The 26,973-nt window shown below is 51.3% G+C and carries 23 protein-coding genes; 13 read left to right on the forward strand and 10 right to left on the reverse strand.

Annotation, left to right across the window (positions count from 1 at the left end):
• Positions 1-331: 331 nt before the first annotated feature.
• Positions 332-934 (forward strand): response regulator transcription factor, encoded by a 603-nt coding sequence (locus FDX09_RS01275; RefSeq protein ID WP_087857179.1) that lies wholly within the window; start codon positions 332-334, stop codon positions 932-934.
• A 45-nt stretch (positions 935-979) separates the two neighbouring features.
• Here the strand turns inward: FDX09_RS01275 and FDX09_RS01280 are convergent, their stop codons facing one another.
• Together FDX09_RS01280 and FDX09_RS01285 are read right to left on the reverse strand one after the other, a co-directional pair.
• Positions 980-1,303 carry a lysozyme gene (locus FDX09_RS01280; RefSeq protein WP_069323754.1) on the reverse strand — a complete coding sequence of 108 codons (324 nt, stop codon included), beginning with the start codon at positions 1,301-1,303 and terminating at the stop codon, positions 980-982.
• An 86-nt stretch (positions 1,304-1,389) separates the two neighbouring features.
• Positions 1,390-1,929, reverse strand: coding sequence for a GNAT family protein (locus tag FDX09_RS01285; protein ID WP_137346681.1), 540 nt, complete (start codon positions 1,927-1,929; stop codon positions 1,390-1,392).
• Positions 1,930-2,096: 167 nt separating this feature from the next.
• On the opposite strand from FDX09_RS01285, the gene FDX09_RS01290 reads away from it, so the two are divergent.
• On the forward strand, positions 2,097-3,686 hold the full coding sequence (locus FDX09_RS01290; RefSeq protein WP_137346726.1) for an STY4199 family HEPN domain-containing protein: 1,590 nt from the start codon (positions 2,097-2,099) through the stop codon (positions 3,684-3,686).
• 27 nt (positions 3,687-3,713) lie between these two features.
• Here FDX09_RS01290 and FDX09_RS01295 read toward each other — a convergent pair whose 3' ends face one another.
• Complete coding sequence (locus FDX09_RS01295; protein WP_069323756.1) at positions 3,714-5,363, reverse strand: alpha,alpha-trehalase; 1,650 nt, start codon at positions 5,361-5,363, stop codon at positions 3,714-3,716.
• A 427-nt stretch (positions 5,364-5,790) separates the two neighbouring features.
• Here FDX09_RS01295 and FDX09_RS01300 point away from each other — a divergent pair, with 427 nt between their 5' ends.
• From FDX09_RS01300 to fraE, 6 genes are all read left to right on the forward strand, one after another.
• Positions 5,791-7,188, forward strand: a complete 1,398-nt coding sequence (locus tag FDX09_RS01300; protein WP_137346682.1) for a cytochrome-c peroxidase — start codon at positions 5,791-5,793, stop codon at positions 7,186-7,188.
• A 125-nt stretch (positions 7,189-7,313) separates the two neighbouring features.
• A complete protein-coding gene (locus FDX09_RS01305; RefSeq protein ID WP_087857176.1) occupies positions 7,314-8,033 on the forward strand; it encodes a GntR family transcriptional regulator in 720 nt (239 codons plus the stop codon).
• Between the two features lie 176 nt (positions 8,034-8,209).
• Complete coding sequence (fraB, locus tag FDX09_RS01310) at positions 8,210-9,187, forward strand: 6-phosphofructose-aspartate deglycase (RefSeq protein WP_087857266.1); 978 nt, start codon at positions 8,210-8,212, stop codon at positions 9,185-9,187.
• 63 nt (positions 9,188-9,250) lie between these two features.
• Positions 9,251-10,090 (forward strand): fructoselysine 6-kinase, encoded by an 840-nt coding sequence (locus FDX09_RS01315; RefSeq protein ID WP_038635106.1) that lies wholly within the window; start codon positions 9,251-9,253, stop codon positions 10,088-10,090.
• A gap of 62 nt (positions 10,091-10,152) precedes the next feature.
• Positions 10,153-11,472 carry an anaerobic C4-dicarboxylate transporter gene (locus FDX09_RS01320; RefSeq protein ID WP_038635104.1) on the forward strand — a complete coding sequence of 440 codons (1,320 nt, stop codon included), beginning with the start codon at positions 10,153-10,155 and terminating at the stop codon, positions 11,470-11,472.
• Positions 11,473-11,524: 52 nt separating this feature from the next.
• Complete coding sequence (gene fraE / locus FDX09_RS01325) at positions 11,525-12,568, forward strand: fructose-asparagine asparaginase (protein WP_085049060.1); 1,044 nt, start codon at positions 11,525-11,527, stop codon at positions 12,566-12,568.
• Between the two features lie 66 nt (positions 12,569-12,634).
• Here the strand turns inward: fraE and FDX09_RS01330 are convergent, their stop codons facing one another.
• Complete coding sequence (locus FDX09_RS01330; protein ID WP_087857175.1) at positions 12,635-13,561, reverse strand: LysR family transcriptional regulator; 927 nt, start codon at positions 13,559-13,561, stop codon at positions 12,635-12,637.
• A gap of 183 nt (positions 13,562-13,744) precedes the next feature.
• Here FDX09_RS01330 and FDX09_RS01335 point away from each other — a divergent pair, with 183 nt between their 5' ends.
• A complete protein-coding gene (locus tag FDX09_RS01335) occupies positions 13,745-14,908 on the forward strand; it encodes a mandelate racemase/muconate lactonizing enzyme family protein (RefSeq protein WP_085049058.1) in 1,164 nt (387 codons plus the stop codon).
• A gap of 85 nt (positions 14,909-14,993) precedes the next feature.
• Here the strand turns inward: FDX09_RS01335 and gorA are convergent, their stop codons facing one another.
• Together gorA and FDX09_RS01345 are read right to left on the reverse strand one after the other, a co-directional pair.
• Positions 14,994-16,346, reverse strand: coding sequence for a glutathione-disulfide reductase (gene gorA / locus FDX09_RS01340; RefSeq protein WP_137346683.1), 1,353 nt, complete (start codon positions 16,344-16,346; stop codon positions 14,994-14,996).
• Positions 16,347-16,450: 104 nt separating this feature from the next.
• The gene (locus FDX09_RS01345) at positions 16,451-17,293 is read right to left on the reverse strand and encodes a 23S rRNA (adenine(2030)-N(6))-methyltransferase RlmJ (protein WP_038635089.1); all 843 of its coding nucleotides are present in this window, start codon (positions 17,291-17,293) and stop codon (positions 16,451-16,453) included.
• Positions 17,294-17,501: 208 nt separating this feature from the next.
• Between FDX09_RS01345 and prlC the strand changes: the two genes are divergently transcribed.
• Together prlC and rsmJ are read left to right on the forward strand one after the other, a co-directional pair.
• Positions 17,502-19,544 carry an oligopeptidase A gene (prlC, locus tag FDX09_RS01350; protein WP_087857173.1) on the forward strand — a complete coding sequence of 681 codons (2,043 nt, stop codon included), beginning with the start codon at positions 17,502-17,504 and terminating at the stop codon, positions 19,542-19,544.
• A gap of 8 nt (positions 19,545-19,552) precedes the next feature.
• The gene (rsmJ, locus tag FDX09_RS01355; protein ID WP_110496579.1) at positions 19,553-20,311 is read left to right on the forward strand and encodes a 16S rRNA (guanine(1516)-N(2))-methyltransferase RsmJ; all 759 of its coding nucleotides are present in this window, start codon (positions 19,553-19,555) and stop codon (positions 20,309-20,311) included.
• A 91-nt stretch (positions 20,312-20,402) separates the two neighbouring features.
• On the opposite strand, the gene FDX09_RS01360 is transcribed toward rsmJ, so the two are convergent.
• On the reverse strand, positions 20,403-21,602 hold the full coding sequence (locus tag FDX09_RS01360; RefSeq protein ID WP_087857172.1) for an FAD-dependent oxidoreductase: 1,200 nt from the start codon (positions 21,600-21,602) through the stop codon (positions 20,403-20,405).
• Between the two features lie 232 nt (positions 21,603-21,834).
• On the opposite strand from FDX09_RS01360, the gene FDX09_RS01365 reads away from it, so the two are divergent.
• A complete protein-coding gene (locus tag FDX09_RS01365) occupies positions 21,835-22,338 on the forward strand; it encodes an Rrf2 family transcriptional regulator (RefSeq protein WP_087857171.1) in 504 nt (167 codons plus the stop codon).
• A gap of 85 nt (positions 22,339-22,423) precedes the next feature.
• Here FDX09_RS01365 and dtpB read toward each other — a convergent pair whose 3' ends face one another.
• Both dtpB and uspA read right to left on the reverse strand, forming a co-directional pair.
• On the reverse strand, positions 22,424-23,896 hold the full coding sequence (gene dtpB, locus FDX09_RS01370) for a dipeptide/tripeptide permease DtpB (RefSeq protein WP_038635084.1): 1,473 nt from the start codon (positions 23,894-23,896) through the stop codon (positions 22,424-22,426).
• Positions 23,897-24,176: 280 nt separating this feature from the next.
• On the reverse strand, positions 24,177-24,614 hold the full coding sequence (gene uspA / locus FDX09_RS01375) for a universal stress protein UspA (RefSeq protein WP_003023368.1): 438 nt from the start codon (positions 24,612-24,614) through the stop codon (positions 24,177-24,179).
• Positions 24,615-25,006: 392 nt separating this feature from the next.
• On the opposite strand from uspA, the gene uspB reads away from it, so the two are divergent.
• Positions 25,007-25,342: a universal stress protein UspB gene (uspB, locus tag FDX09_RS01380; RefSeq protein ID WP_003023371.1), complete on the forward strand. Its 336-nt coding sequence runs from the start codon at positions 25,007-25,009 to the stop codon at positions 25,340-25,342.
• Positions 25,343-25,407: 65 nt separating this feature from the next.
• On the opposite strand, the gene pitA is transcribed toward uspB, so the two are convergent.
• Positions 25,408-26,907, reverse strand: coding sequence for an inorganic phosphate transporter PitA (pitA, locus tag FDX09_RS01385; RefSeq protein ID WP_038635082.1), 1,500 nt, complete (start codon positions 26,905-26,907; stop codon positions 25,408-25,410).
• Positions 26,908-26,973: the final 66 nt, after the last annotated feature.

Consider the following 26,973-nt stretch of genomic DNA (forward strand, 5'->3'; position numbering starts at 1 on the left):
GAATAAGCATTTAATGCGATTTTTTATTTTGTAACATATTTGAATGATGGTTGGCATTCCTTATTTTTCGACAAAAATATAGACTGCATATAATTAATATTAATTAATATACATGAGCGTCAAAATATAAGAATTTACTTAATATGTTTCTCTGTTTTTGTTTCTTTGTGTGATTCTGTTGATTGAGCTGTAACTAATCATAATTTCTGCTTCTTTCTTCTACGACTATCGGTACAATGGCCCCCCGCCAAATGGTGACTTCTTATTTTACCCTATGGGTAATACCCTTCCGCGCGCTAAGGCTAATATCTTATTCAGACGGAGATAAATAATGCAGTTAATAATGTTTGACAGGCAGTCAATATTTATTCATGGAATGAATGTAAGTTTACAGCAACGTATTCCAGGAGTGGATGTTCAGGGTGTCAGTCAGACAGATGACCTGTGGCAGAAGCTGGAAGACAACCCTGATGCAATGGTAATGCTGGATGGCGATCTTGATGCTGAGTTCTGCCGCAGCTTGCTGCAACAGATCGCGCAACGCTATTCGGCGGTAAAAGTGCTGGTAACAGCAACGGATTGCCGAAAAAGATGGCTACAGGAGGTCACGCATTTAAACGTGCTGGCCATTGTTCCACGTGACTCTGACGCGGAAACCTTCACACTGGCGCTCAATAGTGTCGCGATGGGCATGATGTTTATCCCCAGAGACTGTATTACAGCGGCTGAGAGTAGCCGCCAAAATATAAGATCGCTCAGTGCGCGTCAGCGAGAAATTCTGACTATGCTGGCCGCGGGCGAGTCGAATAAACAAATTGGCCGACTGTTAAATATCAGTACCGGAACGGTAAAAGCCCATCTTGAGTCGCTTTACCAGCGTCTGGAGGTAAAAAATCGTACGCAGGCGGCAATGATGTTAAACGACGCTATTTAATTGACGTAAATTTCACAGTCAGAAAATTTCTGGCTGTGAAATAGCTTAAGGCCAAATTTCTGTCATGTTAAATCGGGTTATTCCCACGCTGAATATCCACGCAATTAACGTCTCTTGTTGAAACCGATCTTTTATTTGCGGTTTTTTTTCATATAGTAACGCCTCACAGAGATGCAGATCGGCGAGCAGAAGTGCTTCTGCCTGCATTAGCGTAATTGGGGTATCAAAGGTTTCGTCTGCGGCAATTTCATGCCCGTAACCTATCACCCAAATTCCATGTTTATCCTGATACTTTTCCAGCGACAGGCCTTGCCATTGCTTAATAAATGCGACACAGGCGGGTGTGAAGTGCGTTGAACGGAGCGGCATAATACTCTCTGAGTAAAGAGATATATTTTAAGAAATCCACTCCGTTACGCCAGTTGCCATGTAGCCAGTTTTTACAGCAAAACGCCTTATGGCATTGGCGGCTGATATTCACGTTTTAACAGGCCGAAAAGCCAGTCATCGCGCCAGGTTTGTTGTAGCCAATAGCTTTCCCGCAGCGTACCTTCGTGAATGAACCCAATCTTTTCCAGCAGACGTCTTGAGGCTTCGTTTCCTGCGGTGACGCAGGCCGTCAGCCGGCGGAGTCCGCCGTGGGTAAATGCGTAATCGCAAACGGCATGCAGGGATTCAGTGCCATAACCTTTACCCTGTGCCTCGGGAGTAAGCAAAAAACCGACCTCGGCACATTCATTGTTATCATGAATATATCCAGTCACCCCCAGCGGCGTTCCCGATGCCTTATCGCACAGCACCAGGCAAAGCCAGTGCGGGCTGCCGGGGGACCACTCTGGTAAGCGTGAATGAAAGGCTGCCTGTATCTCTTGTTCTGTACGCGTATCAGCGACAAAGCGCATCACATCAGCGTTCTGCTGTAACGTTAAAAAGAACGCCCAATCTTCAATATTCAATGGACGACAGATCAGGCGCGATGTTTTCAATACGGGCACGGACATATCTCCTGAATAATTTTCCATGATTGTGCGGAAGTCACTGTAAAACAGATTTATTTGCTATATGAATGTGTTTTAGTCTACGTCGATACACATCTGCTTTTATAGAAAATAACGACATACCATTGTGAGGCCGCACGTTTTGGGTCCTGTTAGGGAAGATGATGACCAATAGCGCATTACAAGCGACATGTACACCCTTTGAACGTTGTCTGGCGATCATCCGTCAGGCATCGGTAGAAATATTGCTGCTGTTAGGCGTGCATGTCGCAGAGGGTAAAGAGCCGCGATGGTTCCTTGAGCAGCTTGACCAGGCCAGATTGAATCTGGGCGGCTGGGGAGCTGTCGCCAGACGTTTGCAGATGAATGATGCGCAATTGAGCCAGTTCACTCTGCGGCTGCGTCATCTGCAGCAGAGCGTGCCGCAGTATGAAAATGGCCAGGACGTCAGTGAAAACCAGCTGATTTCTGCGCTACGCTTCGTGGCGTCTCTGGAACAATTGCGTCAGCAACAGCCCATACTGAAGTATGAAACTGAGATTGAACGTGCAGAGCCGGAAGCACAGATCCATGCGCAGCGTCAGCTTCGTGCCATAGAATTAACGCTCAAATCGCTTATCGCCCGGGTATGGCCGGATCAACATCCACTCAACAGCTTCCTGAAACAGCACTTCGGTGGGGAACGCCTGCGCCGTTGGTTAAAACTGGGTGACAGTCGGGATGCGCTGGACGGCATGATGTTTAGCGAGCTGGCGCTTATGGTCGTGGATAAGAAATTGTTTGTACGCCACTTTACCCAGATTTTTAACGACACCTCGGTGCTGACGTTGTTTGTCGAACCACGTCTTACGTTGCGTATGTTTCTGGATGATTGCCGGCTGGCCCGCAACGGCGTTATCGCGCAGCAGCCGCTGACCTCAGTACAACTGATGCTGCTGGATTGTCAGTACCGACAGATTACTCACCCTGTACAACGGGCATTTGCAGAAAGGCGTACGCGTGTTAATCCCGCGTCATATCTGGAGTCTGATGAGACGACCGTCCGCCAGTTCTGGGAAATGGCAAAGCAAAAGGATGAGCAGGCGGGGGGCGACAAACAGGAAATCGCCGACAGTATTGATCCGCCGGAGAAGCGAGCAAAGCGCACCGCGGAGGAGCGTGAACAGCTGATTTCAGGCATGTTGTGGGTCGCGGTCGGCGTGATGGTGCTGGTGATTTCGCTGGGTGCGTTCTGGTTATTCACTTCGCCAGCGCCACAGGCGCCATCCGGACAATCCGTTGAAATCGTGCAGGAGGAACCGCGCCGCGATGCACCTTCCGCACGGGAATCTGTGACCCGAATGGGTATCACCTGGGATGCCTTTAACATGCGCGCGGCTATCGATCGCAACGATACCCGTGTGACGTCACTGTTCCTGCAGGGCGGGATGGACTGGAAGCTGGCGTGGACGGAACAAGCATTCGCTGCGGGCAATACCGAGGTGTTGAGACTGCTGCTGCGTTATCCTGCGCAGATGAACGAGAGCAAACCTTGCAGACAGTTTATGAGTACGCTCAGTCATGCCATGTCGAATGGGGCGTCACTCACTTCCTTGCACAAAAGCTACCTGCAAAGTTTTTGTTCGGTTCCGGCGGTTATCGCACGTCAACACTATGATCTTGAGCAGGCTCAGCTCCGCGCTCGTGCAGAACCCAGCCCGGAGAACAAAAAGTGGCAAAAAATTCATTCTGAACTCTACGATGCGATTAACTAACGGCCTGAGGAGTCAGGCCGCCAGCGGCTAAGGTTCGCCATACAGCCCGATGAGTCGGCGCACCACGCCGTTTGTCCAGCCAAAGCCGTCCTGCAGCGGATATTCCCCGCCGCCGCCTTCTCGCGGCATGCCGTCGGCAATATGGTATTTTTCGATAAGCTTGTGGTGTTCCTGGTAAAAGAGATTCACCGTTTTCAACCAGTTACGGGCAATTTCATCCCCGAGATGGTCGTCGCCATACAATTTGAAACCTTGAATAGCCATCCATTGCAGCGGCGCCCAGCCGTTGGGTTTATCCCACTGCTCACCGGTTTCATGTTCTGTGGCTAAAATACCCCCTGGCGTTAGCAGGCGGCTGCGTACCGCATTGGCCAGCCGGTCGGCTTGTTCATGCGTTGCCATGCCGACATACAGCGGTACGATACTGGCGGCAGAGAAGAGGGCCATTTGTTCACGTCGCCAGTCATAATCGCGATAGCAGCCGTTTTCATCATCCCATAAGTAGCGATTCACCGCATCGCGGCGGTCATTGGCTTTCTGGCGAAACAGCGCTTCAGCTTCTTTGTCACCTTTCAGCGCCGAAATATTGGCGATGGCGCTCTCCAGCTTGTAGAGGAACGCGTTCAGATCAATTGGGATGAATTGTGTCGTGCGTATGCTGGCAAGGCGGCCTGCATCGCGTAGCCAGCGTGAGGAGTAATCCCATCCCGATGCCGCGCCTGCACGCAAATCGCGATACACCTCATTGGGCGGTCGACCTGAATGCTTGGCGGTCTCGACGTCTTCAAGCCACGATTCATCGCGCGGCGTATCACGATCGTCCCAATAGCGGTTGAGCAAGGATCCGTCCGACATTCTGATTACGTGGCGGTAGGCCTGGTTGAGCACCAGCGAATCGGCGCCATCCATCCAGAACGCGTACTCCATTTTTAGATGATCAAGATAACGGCGCGCGCCACGTACGCCATCCTCTTCAAACAGTTCCACCATCAGCGCAAAGACCGGCGGCTGCGAGCGGCTCAGGTAGTACGTTCGATTACCGTTTGGGATGTGACCATAATTTTCGATCATCCAGGCAAAGTTATCCGCCATACATTTCAGCAGATCTTCGCGACCGCTCTCTGCCAGACCCAGCATGGTGAAATAGGAATCCCAGTAGTAGGTTTCGCTAAAACGTCCGCCAGGCACAATATATGACTGCGGTAACGGCAGCAACGAGGACCAGGGAATGTGGTCCTGCGGTTCGCGCGTCAGCACTGGCCACAATTGATCGATATGCTCTTTCAGCGAATTTTCCGGGTCAGAAACGTATTCGCTGGAGGGCGTTTCCGGGAGCCAGAAATGGTTCTCAACAAAGCGTTTCAGGTCAAAGTCCCGATGGCGTTTGACCTTGCGATAACGGATCAAAATGTCCAGCGGGTCCATTTTGGGTGCACAGTCGGGGAAGGTTTTGCTATCGGCAAACAGTTTCGACGACTGGACATGTTCGAACAGCTCAAGGTAACGATCGGCCGGGGTTAACGCATCTGAGGCGGGCAGCCCTTCAATCATCTCCGGCTCAGGCTCTGCCTCAATCATTTCATCCAGCTTTAACTCGCACGGATCCATTTCATAAAGCAGATCGATGTCGATCGTCAGTTCTTCAGAAGGGGCGTGGGGTAGTTTCTGGTTGAGCATAATGAGAAAGACCTCCGATGGACGTTGAAATAGTAAGGCTGTTGCCCGGTCGTCAGTTAAGCGTAGACATTCGCTTCGGTATTGGCTGAGTAAAGCGTGCGGTTGATCACGTTTTAGTGTTGAGCATTATTTAAAAAAATAAACTATCCCAATGATAATAATGAATAATTCAGAATCGTGCGCGACCTGAAGATATTCCATTTTCAGAACATTCGATTGCAACGAGGTGTGAACGAAACCTGCTAATGGCTTAACGCTATAATAGGCACAGGCTATTCTATTGATAGTTCTCCTCCATGTAATTGCTTGATACTTATCAAAATAGTAATCCCCTCATTTCCTATGATGGTCAAGTCTGACAAAGACTGTGCATTAATTATTCTAATTTTTCTGGGTCACAATAACTCACAACGGTGAGGGTAAAATAATGAAAATCATTACCCGTCTTACCGCGATTGCCATAGCTGGCATCGTGATTTGTTATTTTGGATTATCCGGTTATGTGTGGTATCACGATAATCAACGGAGCAAACAGGCTGATGTTCAGGCCTCTTCGCTGGAAGCAAATAATAAAGTTTTAGGATTCTTGCGCGAAAAAGGATGTGATTATTGTCACACCCCTTCGGCTGAATTACCTTTCTATTCTTCTTTTCCTGTCGCTAAGCAGTTGATGAATTACGACATTCAACTGGGATATAAATCCTTCAATCTTGAGGCCGTTCGTGCGGCGCTGGTCGCGGATAAACCCATTTCGCAAAGCGACCTGAATAAAATTGAATGGGTGATGCAGTACGAAACCATGCCGCCGACGCGTTATACCGCGCTGCACTGGGCCGGTAAGGTGAGCGATGCGGAGCGCGAAGACATTCTGGGCTGGGTCGCCAAACAGCGTGAGCAGTATTACGCCAGTAAAGATACCGCCGCGCAGCATCGTAATGAACCCGTACAGCCAATACCAGAAAGCATCCCGACTGATGCCCGGAAGGTGGCGCTTGGCTTTACGCTTTATCACGATCCGCGTATTTCCGGCGACAGCACGATCTCTTGCGCGCACTGTCATGCCCTGAATGCGGGTGGTGTGGATGGCCGGAAAACGTCAATTGGCGTAGGCGGAGCGGTCGGGCCGATCAACGCGCCAACGGTGTTTAACTCAGTCTTCAACGTGGAACAGTTCTGGGATGGCCGTGCGCCGACATTGCAGGCGCAGGCAGGTGGTCCGCCGTTGAACCCGATTGAAATGGCATCTAAATCCTGGGATGAAATTATCCAGAAGCTGGATAAAGATCCGCTCTTGAAGCAAGAATTTATTGCGGTTTATCCACAGGGATTCAGCGGAGATAATATTACCGATGCGATTGCTGAATTTGAGAAAACGCTGATCACGCCAAATTCACCGTTTGATAAGTGGTTACGTGGTGATGAGGAGGCGTTAACAGCTCAGCAAAAACATGGCTATCAGTTGTTTAAGGAAAATAAGTGCGCGACCTGTCATGGCGGTATTATTTTAGGCGGACGCTCATTTGAACCATTAGGTTTGAAAAAGGACTTTAATTTCGGCGAAGTCACTGCCGCAGATATTGGCCGGATGAACGTTACCAATGAGCTACGTGACAAGCTACGTCAGAAAGTCCCTGGATTACGTAACGTTGCGCTGACTGCGCCTTATTTCCATCGCGGTGATGTGCCTACGCTCGATGGTGCGGTCAAACTGATGCTGCGTTATCAGGTGGGTAAGGAACTGCCGCAGGAAGATATCGACGATATCGTGGCGTTCCTAGAAAGTCTGAACGGGGTTTATACGCCGTATATGCAGAACCATCAGTAATTTCAATATGATAAATCGGTCACCAGATTGATTTTGTGGCCGATTTTCTTTTTTTTATGCCAGCAAATGTCAGGTAAATAGTTATAATACATGTCATGGTATTCTAATAATACAAACGGATACAAATGATGGAGCAACCTGACAGCAATAGCGCAAAACCTCTCTATAAACAGCTTGAGGCATCCTTGAAAGAGGCGATTTTGCGCGGTGAATACAAGCCCGGTCAGCAGATCCCCACAGAAAATGAACTCAGTAGCCAGTGGCAGGTTAGTCGTGTAACGGTGCGTAAAGCTCTGGATGCTCTAACGCGTGAAAATCTTCTGACGCGTGTTTCTGGCAAGGGAACGTTTGTCAGCAATGAAAAATTTCAGCGCAGCATGACCGGGATTATGAGCTTTAGCGAGTTGTGTCAGTCCCAGGGGCGGCGGCCTGGCTCCCGAACTATCAAATCGGTTTTTGAATCGGTGGATAACGAGACCAGCGCCTCGCTGGGAATGGCTGAAAAAGAGAAAGCGGTAGTCATTGAACGTATTCGTTATGCTGACGATATTCCCGTTTCGCTGGAAACCATCCAGTTACCTCCTCGTTTTGCCTTTCTGCTGCAAGAGGACCTCAATAATCATTCGTTATACGCTTGCTTACGTGAAAAATATGGGCTGTGGTTTACCCATTCGCGCAAAATGATTGAGCTAGTGTATGCAAGCTTTGAGGTTGCTCACTATCTTGGGGTGAGTGAAAATTATCCTCTGATTTTAATTAAGAGTGAAATGATTGATAACAAAGGAGAATTATCTTGTGTGTCCCGTCAGTTGATCGTTGGCGACAAGATTCGATTCACCGTATAGGTCCTCCTCTTACATCTTTGATACTGGCTAAAATCGGGATCCGTGTCGCGGATCCCGATTTTTTATGGTTCTTACGTTGATCAAATGTCTTTAAATGTATTATAAAAACACCAATACATTAAGAGTCATTTTGTAGGCGATATCCGCCTGTATGATTGATTGAACCAGAGGGAACCATAATGAGCATTAAAGAAATTGTGAACGATATTGTGGCCAGCCAGGCGGAAAAAGGGGGGACTAAACATGTTTACTATGTTGCCTGTGGTGGGTCTTATGCCGCGTTCTACCCGGCAAAAGCATTCTTAGAAAAAGAGTCAAAAACGCTGAGCGTGGGCCTTTACAACAGTGGGGAATTTATCAGTAACCCGCCTGTTGCGCTGGGTGAAAATGCCGTCGTTGTTGTTGCTTCGCATAAAGGCAATACCCCTGAAACCACGAAGGCGGCAGAAATTGCACGCCTGCATGGCGCGACCGTTATTGGGCTGACCTGGGTTATGGATTCACCTTTGGTTGCGCATTGTGATTATGTTGAGACCTATACCTTTGGCGAGGGAAAAGATGTCGCTGAAGAGAAGACGATACAATGTTTGCTTACCGCGGTAGAGCTTCTTCAGCAAACAGAAGGCTATGTTCACTATGACGATTTCCTGGATGGCGTCAGTAAAATTAACCGTATTGTATATCGTGCTTGCGAGCATGTGGCTGAACGGGCACAAGCATTTGCTCAAGAATATAAAGACGATAAAGTTATTTATACTGTTGCCAGTGGGGCGGGCTATGGCGCGTCATATTTACAAAGTATCTGCATATTTATGGAAATGCAGTGGATTCATTCAGCCTGTATTCACAGCGGTGAATTCTTCCACGGACCGTTCGAAATTACGGATGCTAATACACCATTTTTCGTACAGCTTTCTGAAGGTAGTACCCGCCCGGTCGATGAGCGTGCATTAGATTTTCTGAAAAAATATGGTCAGCGAATTGAAGTGATAGACGCGAAAGAGTTAGGGTTGTCGACTATCAAAACTACGGTTATTGATTACTTTAACCATTCTCTCTTCAATAATGTTTACCCTGTCTACAACCGAGCGCTTGCTGAAGCTCGCCAGCATCCGCTCACTACACGTCGCTATATGTGGAAAGTAGCATACTGATTACTAAAGGATTAAGGTAAAAGCAGGGACGCTTTTTAAGATTTTATAGAGCAGGGTATTATTATGAGTATTCGCGTAATAGGTATAGGTGACAATGTCGTCGATAAATACCTTCATTCTGGAATGATGTATCCAGGTGGCAATGCCTTAAATTTTTCCGTCTACGCAAAGCAAGCCGGTGCTTCAAGCGCCTTCATGGGGGCGTTTGGGAATGATGACGCGGCAAAACATATACAAGATGTATTGCATAAGTTACAGATAGATATTACCCATAGTCGACATTATGAGGGGGAGAACGGTTACGCCTGTATTCGCCTCAATAATGGCGATCGTGAGTTTGTCACCAGTAATAAAAATGGTGTTTTACGCGAGCATCCCTTCATGCTGACGGTGGATGATCTGCGATACATTGCCAGTTTTGACTTAGTTCACACCAGTATTAATGGTTATCTGGAAAGTGAGCTGGAAAAAATAAAACAGAAAAATATCATGATATCATTCGATTTTTCTGGACGTGGCACCGATGATTATTTCGCAAGAGTATGCCCATGGGTAGATTATGGCTTCATTTCCTGTAGTGGCATCTCACCAGATGAAACCAAAGAAAAAATAAATAAGCTTTACCAATACGGTTGTCGACATATTATTGCAACCTGCGGGCATGAACGTGTTTATTATTTTTCCGCTGGTGGTTTTCTTGACTGGACGCCGAAATATATTGAGCCAGTAGATACCCTGGGGGCAGGTGATGCGTTTTTAACCGGATTTATGCTTTCCATTATCCAATCAGGTACAGCTGAGCCCGATCGAGAAAGGGTGCTGTGCGCCATGCAGGCTGGTGGTAAATCTGCAGCGAATGTTTTGTCTGATTACGGTGCATTCGGTTTTGGTAAACCGTATTAACCCTGTTAACGCTGTTCCACTCATGTAACCCAACATTCACTCCAGATAAGCCAGGAGGAAGTATGTTTTGGACGGAATTGTGTTTTATTCTTTTAGCCTTAATGGTTGGCGCCAGGATTGGCGGTGTGTTTTTAGGCATGGTCGGTGGACTCGGTGTTGGCGTCATGGTATTTGTTTTTGGCCTGACCCCATCAACGCCACCGATTGACGTTATTCTTATTATTCTTTCGGTTGTTTTAGCTGCCTCGTCATTACAAGCCGCCGGTGGTCTGGATTTACTGGTTAAACTGGCAGAGAAAATTCTGCGCCGTCATCCTCGTTATATTACGCTGCTGGCGCCTTTTATTTGCTATATCTTCACTTTTATGTCCGGAACGGGGCATGTTGTTTATAGTTTATTACCGGTTATTTCTGAAGTCGCTCGTGATTCGGGGATCCGTCCTGAGCGGCCATTATCCATTTCTGTTATTGCATCGCAGCAGGCTATCACAGCCAGTCCAATATCGGCGGCGATGGCGGCAATGATTGGTTTAATGGCCCCATTAGGGATATCCATTTCTACAATTATGATGATCTGTGTTCCCGCTACGTTAGTGGGTGTCGCGATGGGGGCCTTAGCGACCTTTAATAAAGGCAAAGAGCTAAAAGATGACCCAGAGTATCAACGCAGGCTTGCGGAGGGTTTAATAAAGCCTGCTCAGAAACAACACGATAAAACTGAAGTTACCTTTCGCGCTAAGCTCTCTGTCGTACTGTTTTTGATGAGTGCCGTGGTGATTGTGCTCTTAGGGATTATTCCTCAATTACGACCGGTAGTGGAAACGGCAAAAGGGCTGCAACCGTTATCGATGTCGGCAGCGATCCAGATAACAATGCTCTCTTTTGCCTGTCTGATAGTCTTGATATGCCGACCTCCGGTGGACCAAATTATCAGCGGGACTGTGTTTCGCGCGGGGGCACTGGCGATTGTCTGCGCCTTTGGCCTTGCCTGGATGAGCGAAACCTTCGTCAATGGGCATATTGATCTGATTAAGGCAGAGGTTCAGACGCTATTACAGCAACATACCTGGTTAATTGCCATCATGATGTTTTTTGTCTCTGCGATGGTCAGTAGCCAGGCGGCAACAACGCTCATTCTTCTACCGTTGGGGCTGGCATTAGGCTTACCTGCATATGCGCTCATTGGTGCATGGCCTGCGGTGAATGGATATTTCTTCATTCCGGTGGCGGGTCAATGTCTGGCTGCGCTTGCTTTTGATGACACGGGAACTACGCGCATAGGCAAATATGTATTTAACCATAGTTTTATGCGGCCTGGTTTAGTGAATGTTATTGTTGCTGTCGTCGTTGGCCTTATTATCGGGAAAATAATCCTGGCTTGATTTTTTTGAAGCATTTCCTGTATCCCTAATTAATTAAATTCAGAGGGTGAAAATGAATATTAAAATATTCATCGCGGCGGCGATGTTATTTATCAGTTCAAACGTTTTTAGTGCGATAACGCAACCTCACATAATAATTCTGGCGACGGGAGGAACCATCGCTGGTACCGCTGAAAATAACACCCAAACATCGGGATATAAATCTGGTGAAATAGGTGTTCAGACATTAATTAAAGCGGTGCCTGAAATTAATAAGATTGCCAGTGTTGATGGTCAGCAAATATCTAATATCGGCAGCGAAAACATGACCAGTGACATTATTTTAAAGCTATCTAAGCAGGTGAATGCGCTGCTCGCGCGTGATGACGTTGACGGTATCGTTATTACCCACGGAACCGACACGCTTGATGAAACGGCCTACTTTCTCAATCTGACGGTTAAGAGCGATAAACCCGTGGTGTTCACTGCGGCGATGAGACCCGCGACGGCCATTAGCGCAGACGGTGCAATGAATCTGCTGGAAGCGGTCACGGTGGCCGCCGATCCGAATGCAAGGGGTCGGGGGGTTATGGTGGTTTTAAATGATCGCATAGGTTCTGCAAGGTTTGTGACCAAGACAAACGCGACCACGCTGGATACCTTCAAAGCCCCTGAGCAAGGGTATTTAGGGGTTATCGTCAATGGCAAACCAGAGTTTGAAACTCGCATTGAAAAGACGCATACCCTGCGTTCCGTTTTTGATGTAAGAAATCTTAAAAAGCTGCCGCAGGTAGCGATTATTTATGGTTACCAGGACGATCCTGAATATATGTATGATGCTGCAATTGCGCATCATGTAGATGGGATTGTCTATGCCGGAACCGGTGCCGGGTCGGTTTCTGTCAGAAGTGAAGCTGGAATTAAAAAAGCAGAGAAAGCGGGAATCATTGTGGTGCGTGCATCCCGAACGGGTAACGGCATTGTTCCACAGGATAAAGGGCAGCCGGGATTGGTGTCTGATTCATTAAATCCTGCGAAAGCCCGGGTTTTGCTGATGACAGCCCTGACAAAAACGAAAAATCCTGAGCTCATTCAGCATTATTTTAATACCTACTAAGATCGGTTGTTTAACGCGCTCGTTTGTATGCAAAATGGGCGCGTTTCCTCCCATCCGGATATTTTGTTACCTCTGCTCGCCCACGAATATTTCCCACAATTCTTCTACCGCTCTGGACATTCTGCCCGCAGGCCGAAACAGTCGGATATCAATGGGTATCCATAATCCGCTCTTTTGTGGGGCCGCCGCGGCAATCGTCCCGGCCTGAACATCCGGAGCCGCCAGACTTTCCGGCAGCCAGGCAATGCCGTCCCCGGCTTTGACCATCGCCAGCAGCGTGGCGGCCAGATCGGCGGTGAAGGCGATGTCCATACCGCGTCGGGCATGATTCACCGGTGACGTGTTCGAGAGGATCCTCCCCAGACCGGATTCTGCAGAGAAGGAGAGGAACGGAAATTTTTTGCCCCCCGTAGCCTGCCAGAGCGGCTGATGAGAGCCGGGATCACATTTGGAGTAGGGTAATAACGTTTCTTGTCCAAGGCGAACGCTGAGATATTTCGTCTGATCAAGATTGATGTGCATGTGAGGGTGGTAATAACACAGCAGAAACTGCGCATCCCCATTTTCAATCATCCTTTCACAGGCGCTGAGCGTGTCTGACAGCAGGCGAAATGAGCCGAAACGGGCGATTTTTTCGTTATTACGCATCAGCGCCGGAAAAAATGAGAACGACAGGGAGTGCGTTGCGGAGAAAATAACATCCGGTCGTGTATTTCCCGCCGCTTCAATGGTTTCATTTCTCAGGGTGTATAGCGCCCGGATCAGTTCGGGCACTTGAGCGACGAAAACTTCCCCCGCACGAGTCAGGCTAACGCCACGGCGGTTACGCTCAAATATCGGCGTTCCCAGCCACTCTTCCAGCGAGACAATGCGCCGACTGAATGCGGGCTGCGTCACATATCGGGAAGCGGCTGCGCGGGAGAAATTGAGTGACTGCGCCAGCGCAACGCAGTCTTCAAGCCAGGTGAGTTCCAGGTGATGCCGATTTTGCATTACAGCCAGCCTCTTTGGCATTAGATCAGTAAATGAGCACTGCTTAAGATGGAGAAATACAGGACGATGGCGTCCTTAAATGCTGCCTGGATGCATTATGCCAATAATAAACCGGCATGAGTTATCACTTTTTACAGGCGTGTAAGTGCGAGCATAACTGACTAAGAACCCGCCGGAGAAAACATGCGTATCCTCGATGTTGTAGAAATTACCAAACCCATCGCTTCCCCTATTCGTAACGCCTATATCGATTTCAGCAAGATGACGACCAGTCTGGTGGCCGTTGTGACTGACGTTGAGATAGAGGGTCGTCGCGTGGTGGGATACGGATTTAACTCTAATGGTCGTTACGGCCAGGGGGGATTGATCCGCGAACGCTTCCGTAACCGCATTCTGGACGCTGACCCGGAAAGTCTGCTGAATGCCGAAGGCGATAACCTGGATCCGCATAAAATCTGGGACGTCATGATGAGTAATGAAAAGCCGGGGGGCCATGGTGAGCGCTCGGTGGCTGTTGGTACGCTGGATATGGCTATCTGGGATGCCGTTGCCAAAATTGCCAACAAGCCGTTGTTCCGTCTGCTGGCTGAGATGAAGGGCGTTGAGGCGAATCCACGCGTCTTTGTCTACGCGGCGGGGGGTTACTATTATCCGGGTAAAGACCTGAGCGCGCTGCGTCAGGAAATGCGAGGCTACCTGAACCGCGGCTACAACGTAGTTAAAATGAAAATCGGCGGCGCATCGTTGGAAGAGGACCGTCGCCGTATCGAAGCGGTATTGACTGAAATTGGCGACGAAGCGCGTCTTGCCGTCGATGCCAATGGCCGCTTTGATCTGGAAACCAGTATTGCCTATGCCAAAATGCTACGAGATTATCCATTGTTTTGGTACGAAGAAGCCGGCGACCCGCTGGATTATTCTCTCCAGGCCGCGCTGTCAGAATTTTACCCAGGCGCGATGGCGACAGGTGAAAACCTCTTTTCTCATCAGGATGCGCGCAACCTGCTGCGCTACGGCGGCATGCGCCCGGATCGCGACTACCTGCAATTTGACTGTGCGCTTTCCTACGGTCTGGTCGAATATCTGCGTACCCTGGACGTACTGGCGCAGTTTGGCTGGTCTCCATCACGCTGCATACCGCATGGCGGTCACCAGATGTCGCTGAACATTGCGGCGGGTCTTGGCCTTGGTGGGAATGAAAGTTACCCGGATCTGTTTCAGCCGTACGGCGGTTTCCCGGATTCAGTGAAGGTGGAAGAGGGTCATATCGTCATGCCAGAACTGCCGGGCATCGGTTTTGAAGGGAAATCTGATCTGATTAAAGAGATGCGTGCGTTGGCCGAATAGCGCGGGCGGAGGTGACATAACACCCCTCCAGTTGCCGGAGGGGTGTGACTTGAGCATGTAGTGAATAGCGTCTACACCTGTGCGATTAGCGCATTGTGACGAATTCTTCTGCCGCCGTTGGGTGAATCGCAACGGTGTTATCGAAGTCTTTCTTCGTCGCGCCCATTTTCAGCGCCACCGCGAAGCCTTGCAGCATTTCGTCCATGCCAAAACCGATGCCGTGAATACCAACAATCTTCTCTTCCGGACCCACGCAAACCAGCTTCATGCGGCACGGCTGGCGGTGTGAAGTCACGGCAGTGTACATCGCGGTAAACGAGGATTTATACACTTTCACCTGGTCATCGCCGTGCTGTTCGCGAGCCTGCTGCTCGGTTAAGCCCACGGTGCCAATTGGCGGGTGGCTGAAGACCACGGTCGGAATGTTGCTGTAGTCCAGATGCTCGTCCGGCTTGTTGTTAAACAGGCGCTCGGACAGGCGACGACCCGCGGCAACGGCAACCGGCGTCAGCTCAACAGCACCGGTGTTATCGCCAACGGCATAAATCCCCGGCACGCTGGTATTCTGGTATTTATCAACGATGATGTAGCCTTTTTCGTTGGTTTTCACGCCAGTAACGGCCAGGTTAAAGTTATCCGTGGCTGGTTCACGACCGATCGCCCAAATCAGGCAATCCACCGTTTCGCTACGGCCATCTTCCAGTTGCAGGGTCAGACTGCCGTCGGCGTTTTTAATGACCGCTTGCGGAATTGCGTGAGTATGCAGAGTCGGACCTTCGGTGTTCATCACCTCGACCAGCGTCTCGACGATCATCGGATCGAAGCTGCGCAGCGGCGCGTGTTTACGCACGAACAGGTGAGTTTCTGCGCCCAGGCCGTTAATCACGCCCGCCAGTTCAACGGCGATATAACCTGCGCCAACAACGGCTACACGTTTTGGCAGCGCTGGCAGCTCAAAGAAGCCATCGGAGTCGATACCGTATTCCACGCCTGGAATGTTCGGATGGCTCGGGCGCCCGCCGGTAGCGATCAAAATATGATCGGCAGTAATGGTTTCACCGTTCACTTCAATGGTTTTGGCATCAACGAAGCGGGCAAAGCCTTTAATCACATCAACGTTATTTTTACCCAGCACGTTGTCGTACGAGGTATGAATGCGATCGATATAGGCGGTACGGCTGGCGATCAGTTTATCCCAGTCGAACTTATTAATGGTGGTATCGAAACCGTAATCCGGGCCGTACATATGAATCGCTTCACGGATTTGTGCGGCATGCCACATCACTTTCTTCGGTACGCAGCCAACATTAACGCAGGTGCCGCCTAGCTCTTTGGCTTCAATCAGTGCGCATTTCTGGCCGTACATTGCCGCACGGTTAATGGAGGCAATACCGCCGCTGCCGCCGCCAATAGCGATGTAATCATAGTGCTTGGTCATGACCGCTCCTTCATGTTCATTGTAGGGCGGAGAAGCGTTACGCCATCCGCCAAAATATTCGCGATTGTATACCTGAAATTAAAAGGTTCCACCGATGGCTGCGATTACTCCGGCACGATCCAGCTTACGGAAGTGTGGCCGGTTCCTGCGGGAACTAGCTTGCTATGTAGCCACGGCAGGACGTTGTTCATCTGCTGCTCCAGCTTCCACGGCGGGTTAATCACAATCATGCCGGACGCCGTCATGCCGCGCTGATCGCTGTCCGGGCGCACCGCCAGCTCAATTTGCAGAATTTTGCGGATACCGGTGTCTTCCAGATCGTGGATCATGCGCTTGATTTGCTGGCGCAGGACCACCGGATACCACAGCGCATAGGTGCCCGTTGCGAAGCGTTTGTAGCCTTCATTAATGCCGGTCACTACCGCCTGGTAGTCGGTTTTGATTTCGTATGGCGGATCGATAAGGATCAGCCCGCGGCGGGAAACCGGCGGTAATTTTGCTTTTAGCTGTTGATAACCGTCAGCCTTGGCCACACGTGCGCGTTCATCTTTCTGAAATTCGCCGCGCAGCAAAGGAAAGTCGCTTGGGTGCAGCTCGGTTAATTGCAGGCTGTCCTGTTCGCGCAGCAACTGACGAGCAATTAACGGAGAGCCCGGGTAGTAGCGCAACTGGCCGCTACGGTTGAAATGCTGCACCACGGAAATATAGGGTTCAAGTTCGGCAGGCAAATCGTCCTGCTGCCAGATACGGGCGATACCTTCCAGGTATTCACCGGTACGTTCGGCATGCTCACTGCTCAGCTGATAACGGCCAGCGCCAGCGTGGGTGTCCAGATAGAGAAACGGTTTTTCTTTCTCTTTGAGTGATTCAATGATCAGGCTCTGAACGGTGTGTTTAAGGACGTCGGCGTGGTTGCCTGCGTGATAACTGTGGCGATAACTGAGCATGGGTAATGAAATTCCGCTGAAATGACGATTTGCCACAGTTTACAGCAGATCGGCACAGATTACCCGCAGGCCCGGTAAGCGCAGCGCCACCGGGCGTCTTTCCGTCACGGTTAGCATTGAAATCCTCTACACTTAACCCCATTGTACAAATTAATATGCACAGCGCCGGATACGCGCTTCATTCACTCTTTTCAACAGGACCGCGCTAATGACCAATCCATTGCTGACTCCCTTCGAACTGCCGCCATTTTCTAAAATTCAGCCCGAACATGTTGTGCCTGCCGTTACTAAGGCGCTGAACGATTGTCGCGAAAACGTTGAGCGAGTCGTTGCGCAGGGCGCGCCGTACACCTGGGAAAATCTCTGCCAGAGGCTTGCGGAAGTGGACGATGTGCTGGGGCGTATTTTCTCTCCGGTCAGCCACTTGAACTCGGTGAAAAACAGCCCGGAACTGCGTGAAGCCTACGAGCAAACACTGCCGCTGCTCTCCGAGTACAGCACCTGGGTTGGGCAACATGAAGGTCTGTACAAAGCGTACCGCGACCTGCGTGATGGCGACCATTACGCCACCCTGAACACTGCACAGAAAAAAGCGGTCGATAACGCGCTGCGTGATTTTGAACTGTCCGGTATCGGCCTGCCGAAAGAGAAACAGCAGCGCTACGGCGAAATCGCCACCCGTTTGTCCGAACTGGGTAACCAGTACAGCAACAACGTGCTCGACGCCACCATGGGCTGGAGCAAGCTGGTGACCGACGAAGCTGAACTCTCCGGCATGCCGGAAAGCGCCCTGGCGGCGGCGAAAGCGCAGGCCGAAGCCAAAGAGCAGGAAGGCTACCTGCTAACCCTGGATATCCCAAGCTACCTGCCGGTCATGACCTACTGCGACAACCAGGCGCTGCGTGAAGAGCTGTATCGCGCCTACTCCACCCGCGCCTCCGATCAGGGGCCGAACGCGGGCAAGTGGGACAACACCCCGGTGATGGAAGAGATCCTCGCACTGCGTCACGAGCTGGCGCAACTGTTGGGCTTCGAAAGCTACGCCTTTAAATCTCTGGCCACCAAAATGGCGGAAAACCCGCAGCAGGTGCTCGACTTCCTGACCGATCTGGCGAAACGCGCCCGTCCGCAGGGGGAAAAAGAGCTGGCCCAGCTGCGCGCCTTCGCCAAAGCCGAATGTGGCGTTGAAGAGCTGCAGCCGTGGGATATCGCGTACTACAGCGAGAAACAAAAACAGCATCTGTACAGCATCAGCGATGAACAACTGCGTCCGTACTTCCCGGAAAACAAAGCCGTTAACGGCCTGTTTGAAGTGGTAAAACGTATTTACGGTATCACCGCGAAAGAGCGTACCGATGTTGACGTGTGGAATCCGGAAGTGCGCTTCTTCGAACTGTATGACGAAAGCAACGAACTGCGCGGCAGCTTCTACCTCGACCTGTACGCCCGCGAACACAAACGCGGCGGGGCGTGGATGGACGACTGCGTCGGCCAGATGCGTAAATCAGACGGCACGCTGCAAAAACCGGTTGCCTATCTGACCTGTAACTTCAACCGCCCGGTGAACGGCAAACCGGCGCTGTTTACCCATGACGAAGTGATCACTCTGTTCCACGAATTTGGTCATGGCCTGCATCACATGCTGACCCGCATCGAAACTGCCGGTGTTTCCGGTATTAACGGCGTGCCGTGGGATGCGGTCGAACTGCCAAGCCAGTTTATGGAAAACTGGTGCTGGGAGCCGGAAGCGCTGGCGTTTATCTCCGGCCATTATGAAACCGGCGAACCGCTGCCGAAGGAACTGCTGGATAAAATGCTGGCGGCGAAAAACTATCAGGCAGCGCTGTTTATTCTGCGTCAGTTGGAGTTCGGCTTGTTCGACTTCCGCCTGCACGCGGAGTTTAACCCAGAGCAGGGGGCGAAAGTCCTTGAGACGCTGGCCGAAATTAAGAAACAGGTCGCCGTGGTGCCGGGCCCAACCTGGGGCCGCTTCCCGCACGCCTTCAGCCACATTTTTGCTGGCGGCTACGCAGCGGGTTACTACAGTTACCTGTGGGCCGACGTGCTGGCGGCGGACGCATTTTCCCGCTTTGAAGAAGAGGGCATCTTCAACCGTGAAACCGGTCAGTCGTTCCTCGATAGCATCCTGACTCGCGGTGGTTCGGAAGAGCCGATGACGCTGTTCAAACGCTTCCGTGGCCGCGAACCTCAGCTCGACGCCATGCTGGCGCATTACGGCATCAAGGGCTGATTGTTCGCGTGAAAATTTGTTTACTGGATGAAACGGGCGCCGGAGACGGCGCCTTATCTGTTCTGGCCGCCCGCTGGGGGCTGGAGCATGATGAAGACAGCCTGATGGCGCTGGTGATGACGCCGGAACATCTGGAATTGCGTAAGCGAGACGAACCGAAACTCGGCGGCATCTTCGTCGATTTTGTCGGCGGGGCAATGGCGCACCGGCGCAAGTTTGGTGGCGGTCGCGGCGAAGCGGTGGCGAAAGCCGTCGGCATTAAAGGCGATTATTTGCCGGACGTGGTCGATGCCACTGCCGGGCTGGGGCGCGATGCGTTTGTGCTGGCCTCCGTCGGCTGCCGTGTGCGGATGCTGGAACGCAATCCGGTGGTCGCCGCGTTACTCGATGACGGCCTGGCGCGCGGCTATGCCGATGCGGAAATTGGCGGCTGGCTTCAGGAACGTTTACAGCTGATTCATGCCTCGAGTCTGACAGCGTTAACCGATATTACCCCACGCCCGCAGGTGGTGTACCTCGATCCGATGTTCCCGCATAAGCAAAAAAGCGCGCTGGTAAAGAAAGAGATGCGCGTGTTTCAGTCGCTGGTGGGGCCGGATCTCGACGCTGACGGCTTGCTGGAACCGGCGCGTCAGCTAGCGACTAAACGTGTGGTAGTGAAACGCCCGGACTACGCGCCGCCGCTGGCTGACGTGGCCACGCCTAACGCGGTGGTGACCAAAGGGCATCGGTTTGATATTTATGCCGGAACCCCTCTGACGGAGTAACGGATTGCCCGATGGCGCTACGCTTATCGGGCCTACGATTCTCAATTATTTGTAGGCCGGATAAGGCGGTTGCCGCACCCGGCATTACGGCTTAAACAAACGGCGCCAGCGGGTCCGCAATCTCAAACGCCGCTTCGCGCTCCGCCTTCGGCGGGTAAATCAGCTCGCTGACAATCGATAACTTCAGCTTTTTCGCCTCTTCACGCGTCAGTTTCACCTGCTGATCCCATCCTTCGGTGTATACCGCCCCCCACGCGCCGAGATCCAGACAGGTGACATACATCTCCTGACGATACGGCAGCGGCGCGACGTTCAGCAGACTCGCCGCCGCGTTATTACCGGCAAATTTCCCCAGCAGAATGGCGTGCTGGCATGTCATCAGCGCATGATTGCCTTTGTCATCGGTAGCCGCATAGGCGACGTCGCCGGTGGCGTAGATATCCTCATGACCCAGTACCTGGAGGTTCTTGTTCACATGCAGGCGTCCCTGACGATCGCGTGGGGCGTTAATCTGTGCGGTCAGGTCGCTCGCCTGGACGCCGACGGTCCAGATCACCGTTTGTGAAGCGATAACCTGCCCATCTTTCAGCGTTACGCCAGCCGCGTCGACGCTCTCTACTTCCGCGTTGACCAGCCACTCCACGCCCAGCTCGGCGGAAGCGTCGATAATCACATCGCGCAGCGCCTGACTCCAGCGTCCGCCCGGTTGTGCACTGCGTTCAACTACGACTACTCTGGTCTTAGCATCAGCCCCTAAAATTTCGCGCAGACGGCCGGGTAATTCCAGCGCCATCTCAATTCCGGTAAAGCCGCCGCCGCAAACTACCACGGTATTGCGGGCCTCACTCTCCGGCTGTAAGGCCAGATCTTTAATGTGCTGCTCAAGCACCGCGGCGCTCTCCAGTTGGTCGAGATCAAAGGCGTGTTCGGCGGCACCGGAAACGGCGTCGCGGTTAACGTGGCTACCGCTGGCCAGTACCAGGCGGTCATAGCGATGCAGATGGTTTTCTCCGTTGGTATCTTGCCAGCTAACTTCGCGGGATCCTGGCAGAATCTGTTCTACATGCCCTTGTAAAAAGTGTATGCCAGTGACCTCGAACAGCGGCTGTAGCGGAGCGACCAACGTTTGAACGGCATTTTCATAAAAGCGTGGACGCACGCGCAGCTCGGGCTGCGGTGCAATCACAGTGATATCAATATGTTGCTGATTTTTATCCGCTAAACGCGCGGCGCTCAGCGCTGCCCACATCCCGGCAAAGCCGGCGCCCACGATCAGAATTTGTTTTTGCATGATGCTTATCTCACTGGTGACTCCGATTTATTTACTCGGATTTTATTGGTCGTAGTTATAGATTGCAATGAGATTTCAGTCCTGTCGCGGATTGAGTCCGGCACTTTGTTATTATCTTTATGATAAATATAGTTTTTAATTTTAATCTATTTGCAGGTGTTATCCGGTATCTGGAATGCGTGATGCGAAAAAGCTACAATATACTCAGATTCGTTTTGGCTGAGATAAGAGCATGGCATTTTACAGTTCCGGGGTTGAGTACGGCATCCATAGCCTGATGTGTATGGTGGACAGCAAAGGCGACGCACGTGATATGAGCGTGCGCGAAATCGCCGAGCTGCAGCGCGTACCGTATGACTATCTGGCCAAAATCTTTACCCGTCTGTCGAAGGCCGGGCTGGTACGGAGCAGCGAAGGGAAGGGCGGCGGTTTCCAACTGGCGAAACCGGCGGAGGAGATCACCGTGCTGGACGTGGCCAACGCCATTGACGGCGATAAACGCATCTTTGAGTGCCGCGAGATCCGTCAGCGGCTGGCGGTATTTGAGGAGCATCCACCGCAGTGGGCCTGTGAAGGCATTTGCGGTGTGCGTTCGGTGATGGATATGGCGCAGCAGCGAATGGAAGAAGCGCTCGGCCAGCATACGATTCTGGACCTGGCGCGCAAAATGTACCGCAAAGCACCGGACACCTTTGTGGTGGAAGTGCAGGAGTGGATAGACGCGCGCAAAGGGTAGTGAGTGAAAATGCCCTATAGCGCGAGGTAATCGGGCTTGTTGAATGTAGGCCGGATAAGGCGGTAGCCGCATCCGGCACTGAGTATTACTGTTCGGTACTTGGCGTATTAATCATTCGGTTCAGCCATGGCACCATAATCGCCATCACTACCGTTACCGCCAGCGTCACCAGGCCTATCTTACTGAAGACATTGGTATAGATAGGCAGCGTTTGCAGTGGGTCGGTGATGTTTTCCGGTACTGCGGTGAACGTCGCGACATAACCTCCCATCAGGAAAGCAGCGGCCTGGGTCAGGAACCACATCCCAAGAATGAAGCCCATCAGGTGCTGCGGTACCAGCGCGGCGACCATCGCCAGTCCCAGGGCGCTAATCAGCAGTTCACCCAGACTCTGGAACAGATACACCAGCACGATAAACCACGGCGACGTCAGTCCCTGCGCATCGGCAAACCACATCCCGGCGGCGGCGGCGGTCAGGAAACCCAGCGAGCACAGGAACATACCGAGCGTAAACTTCATCGGCATGGTCAGGTCCTTACCTTTGTTTCCCAGACGGGTATAAATTGCGGCCAGTACCGGGCTTGCCACTACCACCCAGAACGGGTTCAGCGCCTGGAAGCTTACCGGGTTGATGGCGAAACCAAGAATTTCATGGTGTACGTTATTGATAGCAAAGAAGTTAAGTGACGTTGGCATCTGTGCGTACAGCACATAGAACACTACCGCTTCCAGCATAAGGATAAAAGCCACGAACATTTTGTTACGCCCGGTTTTATCCAGTTTGAAGGCCTGGCGGAAGAAGATGATCGTCACGGCAATCGACAGGACAATCAGCACCAGGTTGGCAATCTTCACGTTATGCATCAGCCAGGCGCAGATAAATATCGTCACTACCGTACCGGCCAGCACGCAGAATAGATTACGGAAATTCAGCGGCTTATGATCTGGCTCAGAACCGATATTCTTCACCATCCCACGGCAGGCAAAGTAGACCAGCAGCGCGACGATAAGCCCGGCCCCGCACAGGTTGTAGGTCACCGCGTAGCCAAACTTATCGGCAATCACCGGCGCCAGCGACAGCGACAGCAGCGAACCGATGTTAATCGACATATAAAACAGGGTGAAAGCGCCATCCAGTCGGGCGTCTTTCGGTGGATAGCATTTTGACAGCAGGCTTGCCGGGTTGGCTTTAAATAACCCGTTACCCACGGCAATGGTACCTAAAGCAATAAAGATCAGATCGGGCTTGAGCAGCGACATCCCGGTCATGAAGTAGCCGATCGCCAGCACAATCGCACCGAGTACCAGCGTGCGCTTGGTCCCTAACAGGTGGTCGCCGACGTAGCCGCCGATCGAGATCAGGCCGTAGACCAGTGCGGCAAAAGCACCAAAGGTGACGAATGCCTGTTCCTGAGAAAAACCGAGTTGCTTAACAAAAAATACCGCCAGGATGCCCTGAACGCCGTAATAGCCAAATCGTTCCCATAATTCCACAAAGAAGATCATGAAGAACGGACGAGGTTGCTGCAGCAAGCCCGTAGGTGCAGTTTTATTCATATTCCATCGCCTTTCAAAGCCATCCCGAAAAGTATGAACGCGTATACTTAAACGCGCCGAAAAGTCTTATTTTGTTATAGACTGCGGCGATTAGCCGTGCGGGTAGAGTATTATACAGATAGTTTTCGATCCAATTAGTTGATCACACTAATTATGATTTATTTGTTGGGTTGATGTACTAATTGTGTCCGAATGATAAAAACAAAAACGCCCGCGCGGGCGGGCGTTTACAGGCTTTACTGTTTGCTGCGGGACGGGTTATCTCCCGGCGGCAAGCATTTTATGCTTCTTCGTCGTCACGCAACGGAACAATCAGCATGTCGACGTGGACGGTGTTGATCAGTTGACGTGCGGAGGACATCAGTTTGCTCCAGAAATCCTGGTGGTGACCACAAACGACCAGATCCATGTCGTATTTTTTGATGGCATCAACCAGAACCTGGCCCAGGTCGCCGCTACCGCTCAGGGTTTCGGTGATAGGGTAGCCTGCATTGGTGGACAGCTCGGTTAACGCGTGGTGGGTTTCTTCAGAAATACGTTTCTGCATGTCGCCCAGATTCACGTCGATTAGCCCGGTGTACAGGTCGGAATAGTTTACGTCAACGTGGATAAGGGAGACTTTAGCATTGTAAGGCCGCGCCATAGAGACCGCTTTTTCAACCAGAACTTTGCTTTCCGGAGAAAGATCAACCGCGATAAGAATGTGTTTATAAGCCATAGTGTTACTCCTTCCATAAGTTGTCGATGACTAGCCTGCTGGCGTTTATTTGCCGCCGCGTCATTCGCGTCCTGCGAACCTTATGCGCGGGGCTAGCCCAGTCGTAAAAACGTACCATATAAGGACTATCCTTACATTATAGCGACCTGGATAATCCGTCAATCCGCCTTGCTTGCCAAGCAGTTAAACAAATTTTTTAGTTAATTGCATTGATAGCGATTAACCTTCTGGCAAAAAAATTAACTAATCTCCTACACTATTTAGAGAGGCGCTCGGATGCGTGATACTAACACGAGCGGTTTCGGTAGCACTCTTCACTGAATGATTGGTAGGGTATCGGGGAGCGGTAGTCCCGGAAAGGAGTTCCGTGGGCGGGTCGCCGGGGAGGAGATATGATAAGCACCATTGCGTTGTTCTGGGCTTTGTGTGTCGTTTGCATTGTTAATATGGCGCGCTATTTTTCTTCGTTACGCGCACTGTTAGTGGTACTTCGTGGTTGCGATCCATTACTTTACCAGTATGTCGATGGTGGGGGATTTTTTACCTCGCATGGGCAACCCAACAAGCAGATGCGTCTGGTGTGGTATATCTACGCTCAGCGTTACCGCGATCACCATGATGATGAATTTATTCGCCGCTGTGAGCGGGTTCGCGGTCAGTTCATTCTTACCAGCGCGTTATGCGGACTGGTGCTAATCAGCATGGTTGCGCTGATTATCTGGCACTGATTACCAACGACAGATACAAAAAAAGCGGGTCAGTTTCCTGACCCGCTTTTTTACCGTGCATCCGCTTAGATAAGCTTCAGGGAGAGCCAGTACAGCACCCCGGAAAGAATAATCGCCGCCGGCAGGGTGAAGACCCAGGCCATCAGAATGCTGGTTACCGTCTTACGCTGTAAACCGCCGCCATCAACAACCATCGTTCCCGCAACGGAAGAGGAGAGAACGTGGGTGGTGGAAACGGGCATACCGGTGTAGCTGGCAAGACCGATAGAGACTGCGGCGGTCATCTGCGCCGACATCCCCTGGGCATAGGTCATGCCTTTCTTACCGATTTTCTCACCAATGGTGGTAGCTACGCGACGCCAGCCAATCATCGTACCAATACCCAGCGCCAGTGCGACGGCCATAATGATCCAGATAGGCGCGTACTCAATGGTGCTCAGCATGTCAGCTTTCAGTTTTTTCAGCAGACGTTGATCGTCAGCGCTTACGCCAGGCAATTTCACCACTTTATCCGTGGTATCAGAGATACACAGCATAATACGGCGCAGCTGGCCACGCTGTTCAACGCTTAACTTGTCGTAGGTTTCCAGATTCGCCAGCATACCTTTCGCACGCTCAAGCGCGTTGATGGTATTCGCTGGGTGGCAATGGAACTCTGTCGATGCCGTTGTGACCGTTTCCGTCGGGGACGGAATCAACTGGTCTACGCCAGTCGCCTGCTTGAGCAGGTCTGGGCGTTGCTGGAAGAAGACTTCGACGTTATTGATAGCATCGCGGGTACGGGTAATTTCGTAACCGGAAGCATTCATATTCACCACGAAGCCTGCAGGCGCTACGCCAATCAGCACCAGCATCACCAGACCAATGCCTTTCTGGCCATCGTTCGCGCCGTGAGAAAACGCCACGCCGATAGCGGAGAGGATCAGTGCGATACGCGTCCAGAACGGCGGCTTTTTCTTGCCATCTTTCTTTTCACGTTCTGCCGGTGTCAGGTGGATACGGGCACGTTTTTTCGTACCACTCCAGTAGCGACGCAGAATGAATATAAGGCCGCCAGCAACCACCAGACCGACAATCGGCGAGATGATTAGCGAGGCAAAAATACCCATCACTTTCGGGATGTTAAGTGCGTCCACCACCGAGGTGCCGTTCATCAACGCATTGGTTAAACCAATACCGATAATCGCGCCAATCAGCGTGTGGGAGCTGGATGCAGGTAAACCAAAGTACCAGGTACCCAGGTTCCAGATAATTGCCGCCAACAGCATGGAGAACACCATGGCGAGGCCATGTGACGATCCCATATTTAGCAGCAGATCCGTTGGCAGCATATGCACGATGGCATACGCTACGCTGAGACCACCCAGCAAAACACCAAAGAAGTTGAACAACGCAGCCATGACCACCGCCAATTGCGAACGCATTGCACGGGTATAGATCACGGTTGCGACAGCATTGGCTGTGTCATGGAAGCCGTTAATTGCTTCATAGAACAGCACGAAAGCCAGAGCAAGCAATAGTAAAAGCCCGGTATGTAAATCCAGGCCAGCAAACAAATGTAGCATAGGACGTTACGCCATTTTGAGGACATGAACGCGGCGCATTATCAGTGACTTTGGCGGCGCGGGCAA

Source organism: Citrobacter sp. wls717, assembly GCF_005280955.1.
In the GTDB taxonomy this organism is placed as follows: domain Bacteria; phylum Pseudomonadota; class Gammaproteobacteria; order Enterobacterales; family Enterobacteriaceae; genus Citrobacter; species Citrobacter werkmanii.

Coding starts and splice junctions, on each gene's coding strand:
- FDX09_RS01360 (WP_087857172.1), bottom strand. CDS start 21,602: ATGCAAAAACAAATTCTGATCGTGGGCGCCGGCTTTGCCGGGATGTGG.
- fraE (WP_085049060.1), top strand. CDS start 11,525: ATGAATATTAAAATATTCATCGCGGCGGCGATGTTATTTATCAGTTCA.
- FDX09_RS01295 (WP_069323756.1), bottom strand. CDS start 5,363: ATGCTCAACCAGAAACTACCCCACGCCCCTTCTGAAGAACTGACGATC.
- FDX09_RS01315 (WP_038635106.1), top strand. CDS start 9,251: ATGAGTATTCGCGTAATAGGTATAGGTGACAATGTCGTCGATAAATAC.
- FDX09_RS01330 (WP_087857175.1), bottom strand. CDS start 13,561: ATGCAAAATCGGCATCACCTGGAACTCACCTGGCTTGAAGACTGCGTT.
- FDX09_RS01345 (WP_038635089.1), bottom strand. CDS start 17,293: ATGCTCAGTTATCGCCACAGTTATCACGCAGGCAACCACGCCGACGTC.
- FDX09_RS01320 (WP_038635104.1), top strand. CDS start 10,153: ATGTTTTGGACGGAATTGTGTTTTATTCTTTTAGCCTTAATGGTTGGC.
- prlC (WP_087857173.1), top strand. CDS start 17,502: ATGACCAATCCATTGCTGACTCCCTTCGAACTGCCGCCATTTTCTAAA.
- FDX09_RS01305 (WP_087857176.1), top strand. CDS start 7,314: ATGATGGAGCAACCTGACAGCAATAGCGCAAAACCTCTCTATAAACAG.
- pitA (WP_038635082.1), bottom strand. CDS start 26,907: ATGCTACATTTGTTTGCTGGCCTGGATTTACATACCGGGCTTTTACTA.
- FDX09_RS01290 (WP_137346726.1), top strand. CDS start 2,097: ATGACCAATAGCGCATTACAAGCGACATGTACACCCTTTGAACGTTGT.
- gorA (WP_137346683.1), bottom strand. CDS start 16,346: ATGACCAAGCACTATGATTACATCGCTATTGGCGGCGGCAGCGGCGGT.
- dtpB (WP_038635084.1), bottom strand. CDS start 23,896: ATGAATAAAACTGCACCTACGGGCTTGCTGCAGCAACCTCGTCCGTTC.
- FDX09_RS01275 (WP_087857179.1), top strand. CDS start 332: ATGCAGTTAATAATGTTTGACAGGCAGTCAATATTTATTCATGGAATG.
- uspB (WP_003023371.1), top strand. CDS start 25,007: ATGATAAGCACCATTGCGTTGTTCTGGGCTTTGTGTGTCGTTTGCATT.
- FDX09_RS01300 (WP_137346682.1), top strand. CDS start 5,791: ATGAAAATCATTACCCGTCTTACCGCGATTGCCATAGCTGGCATCGTG.
- FDX09_RS01280 (WP_069323754.1), bottom strand. CDS start 1,303: ATGCCGCTCCGTTCAACGCACTTCACACCCGCCTGTGTCGCATTTATT.
- uspA (WP_003023368.1), bottom strand. CDS start 24,614: ATGGCTTATAAACACATTCTTATCGCGGTTGATCTTTCTCCGGAAAGC.
- FDX09_RS01365 (WP_087857171.1), top strand. CDS start 21,835: ATGGCATTTTACAGTTCCGGGGTTGAGTACGGCATCCATAGCCTGATG.
- FDX09_RS01335 (WP_085049058.1), top strand. CDS start 13,745: ATGCGTATCCTCGATGTTGTAGAAATTACCAAACCCATCGCTTCCCCT.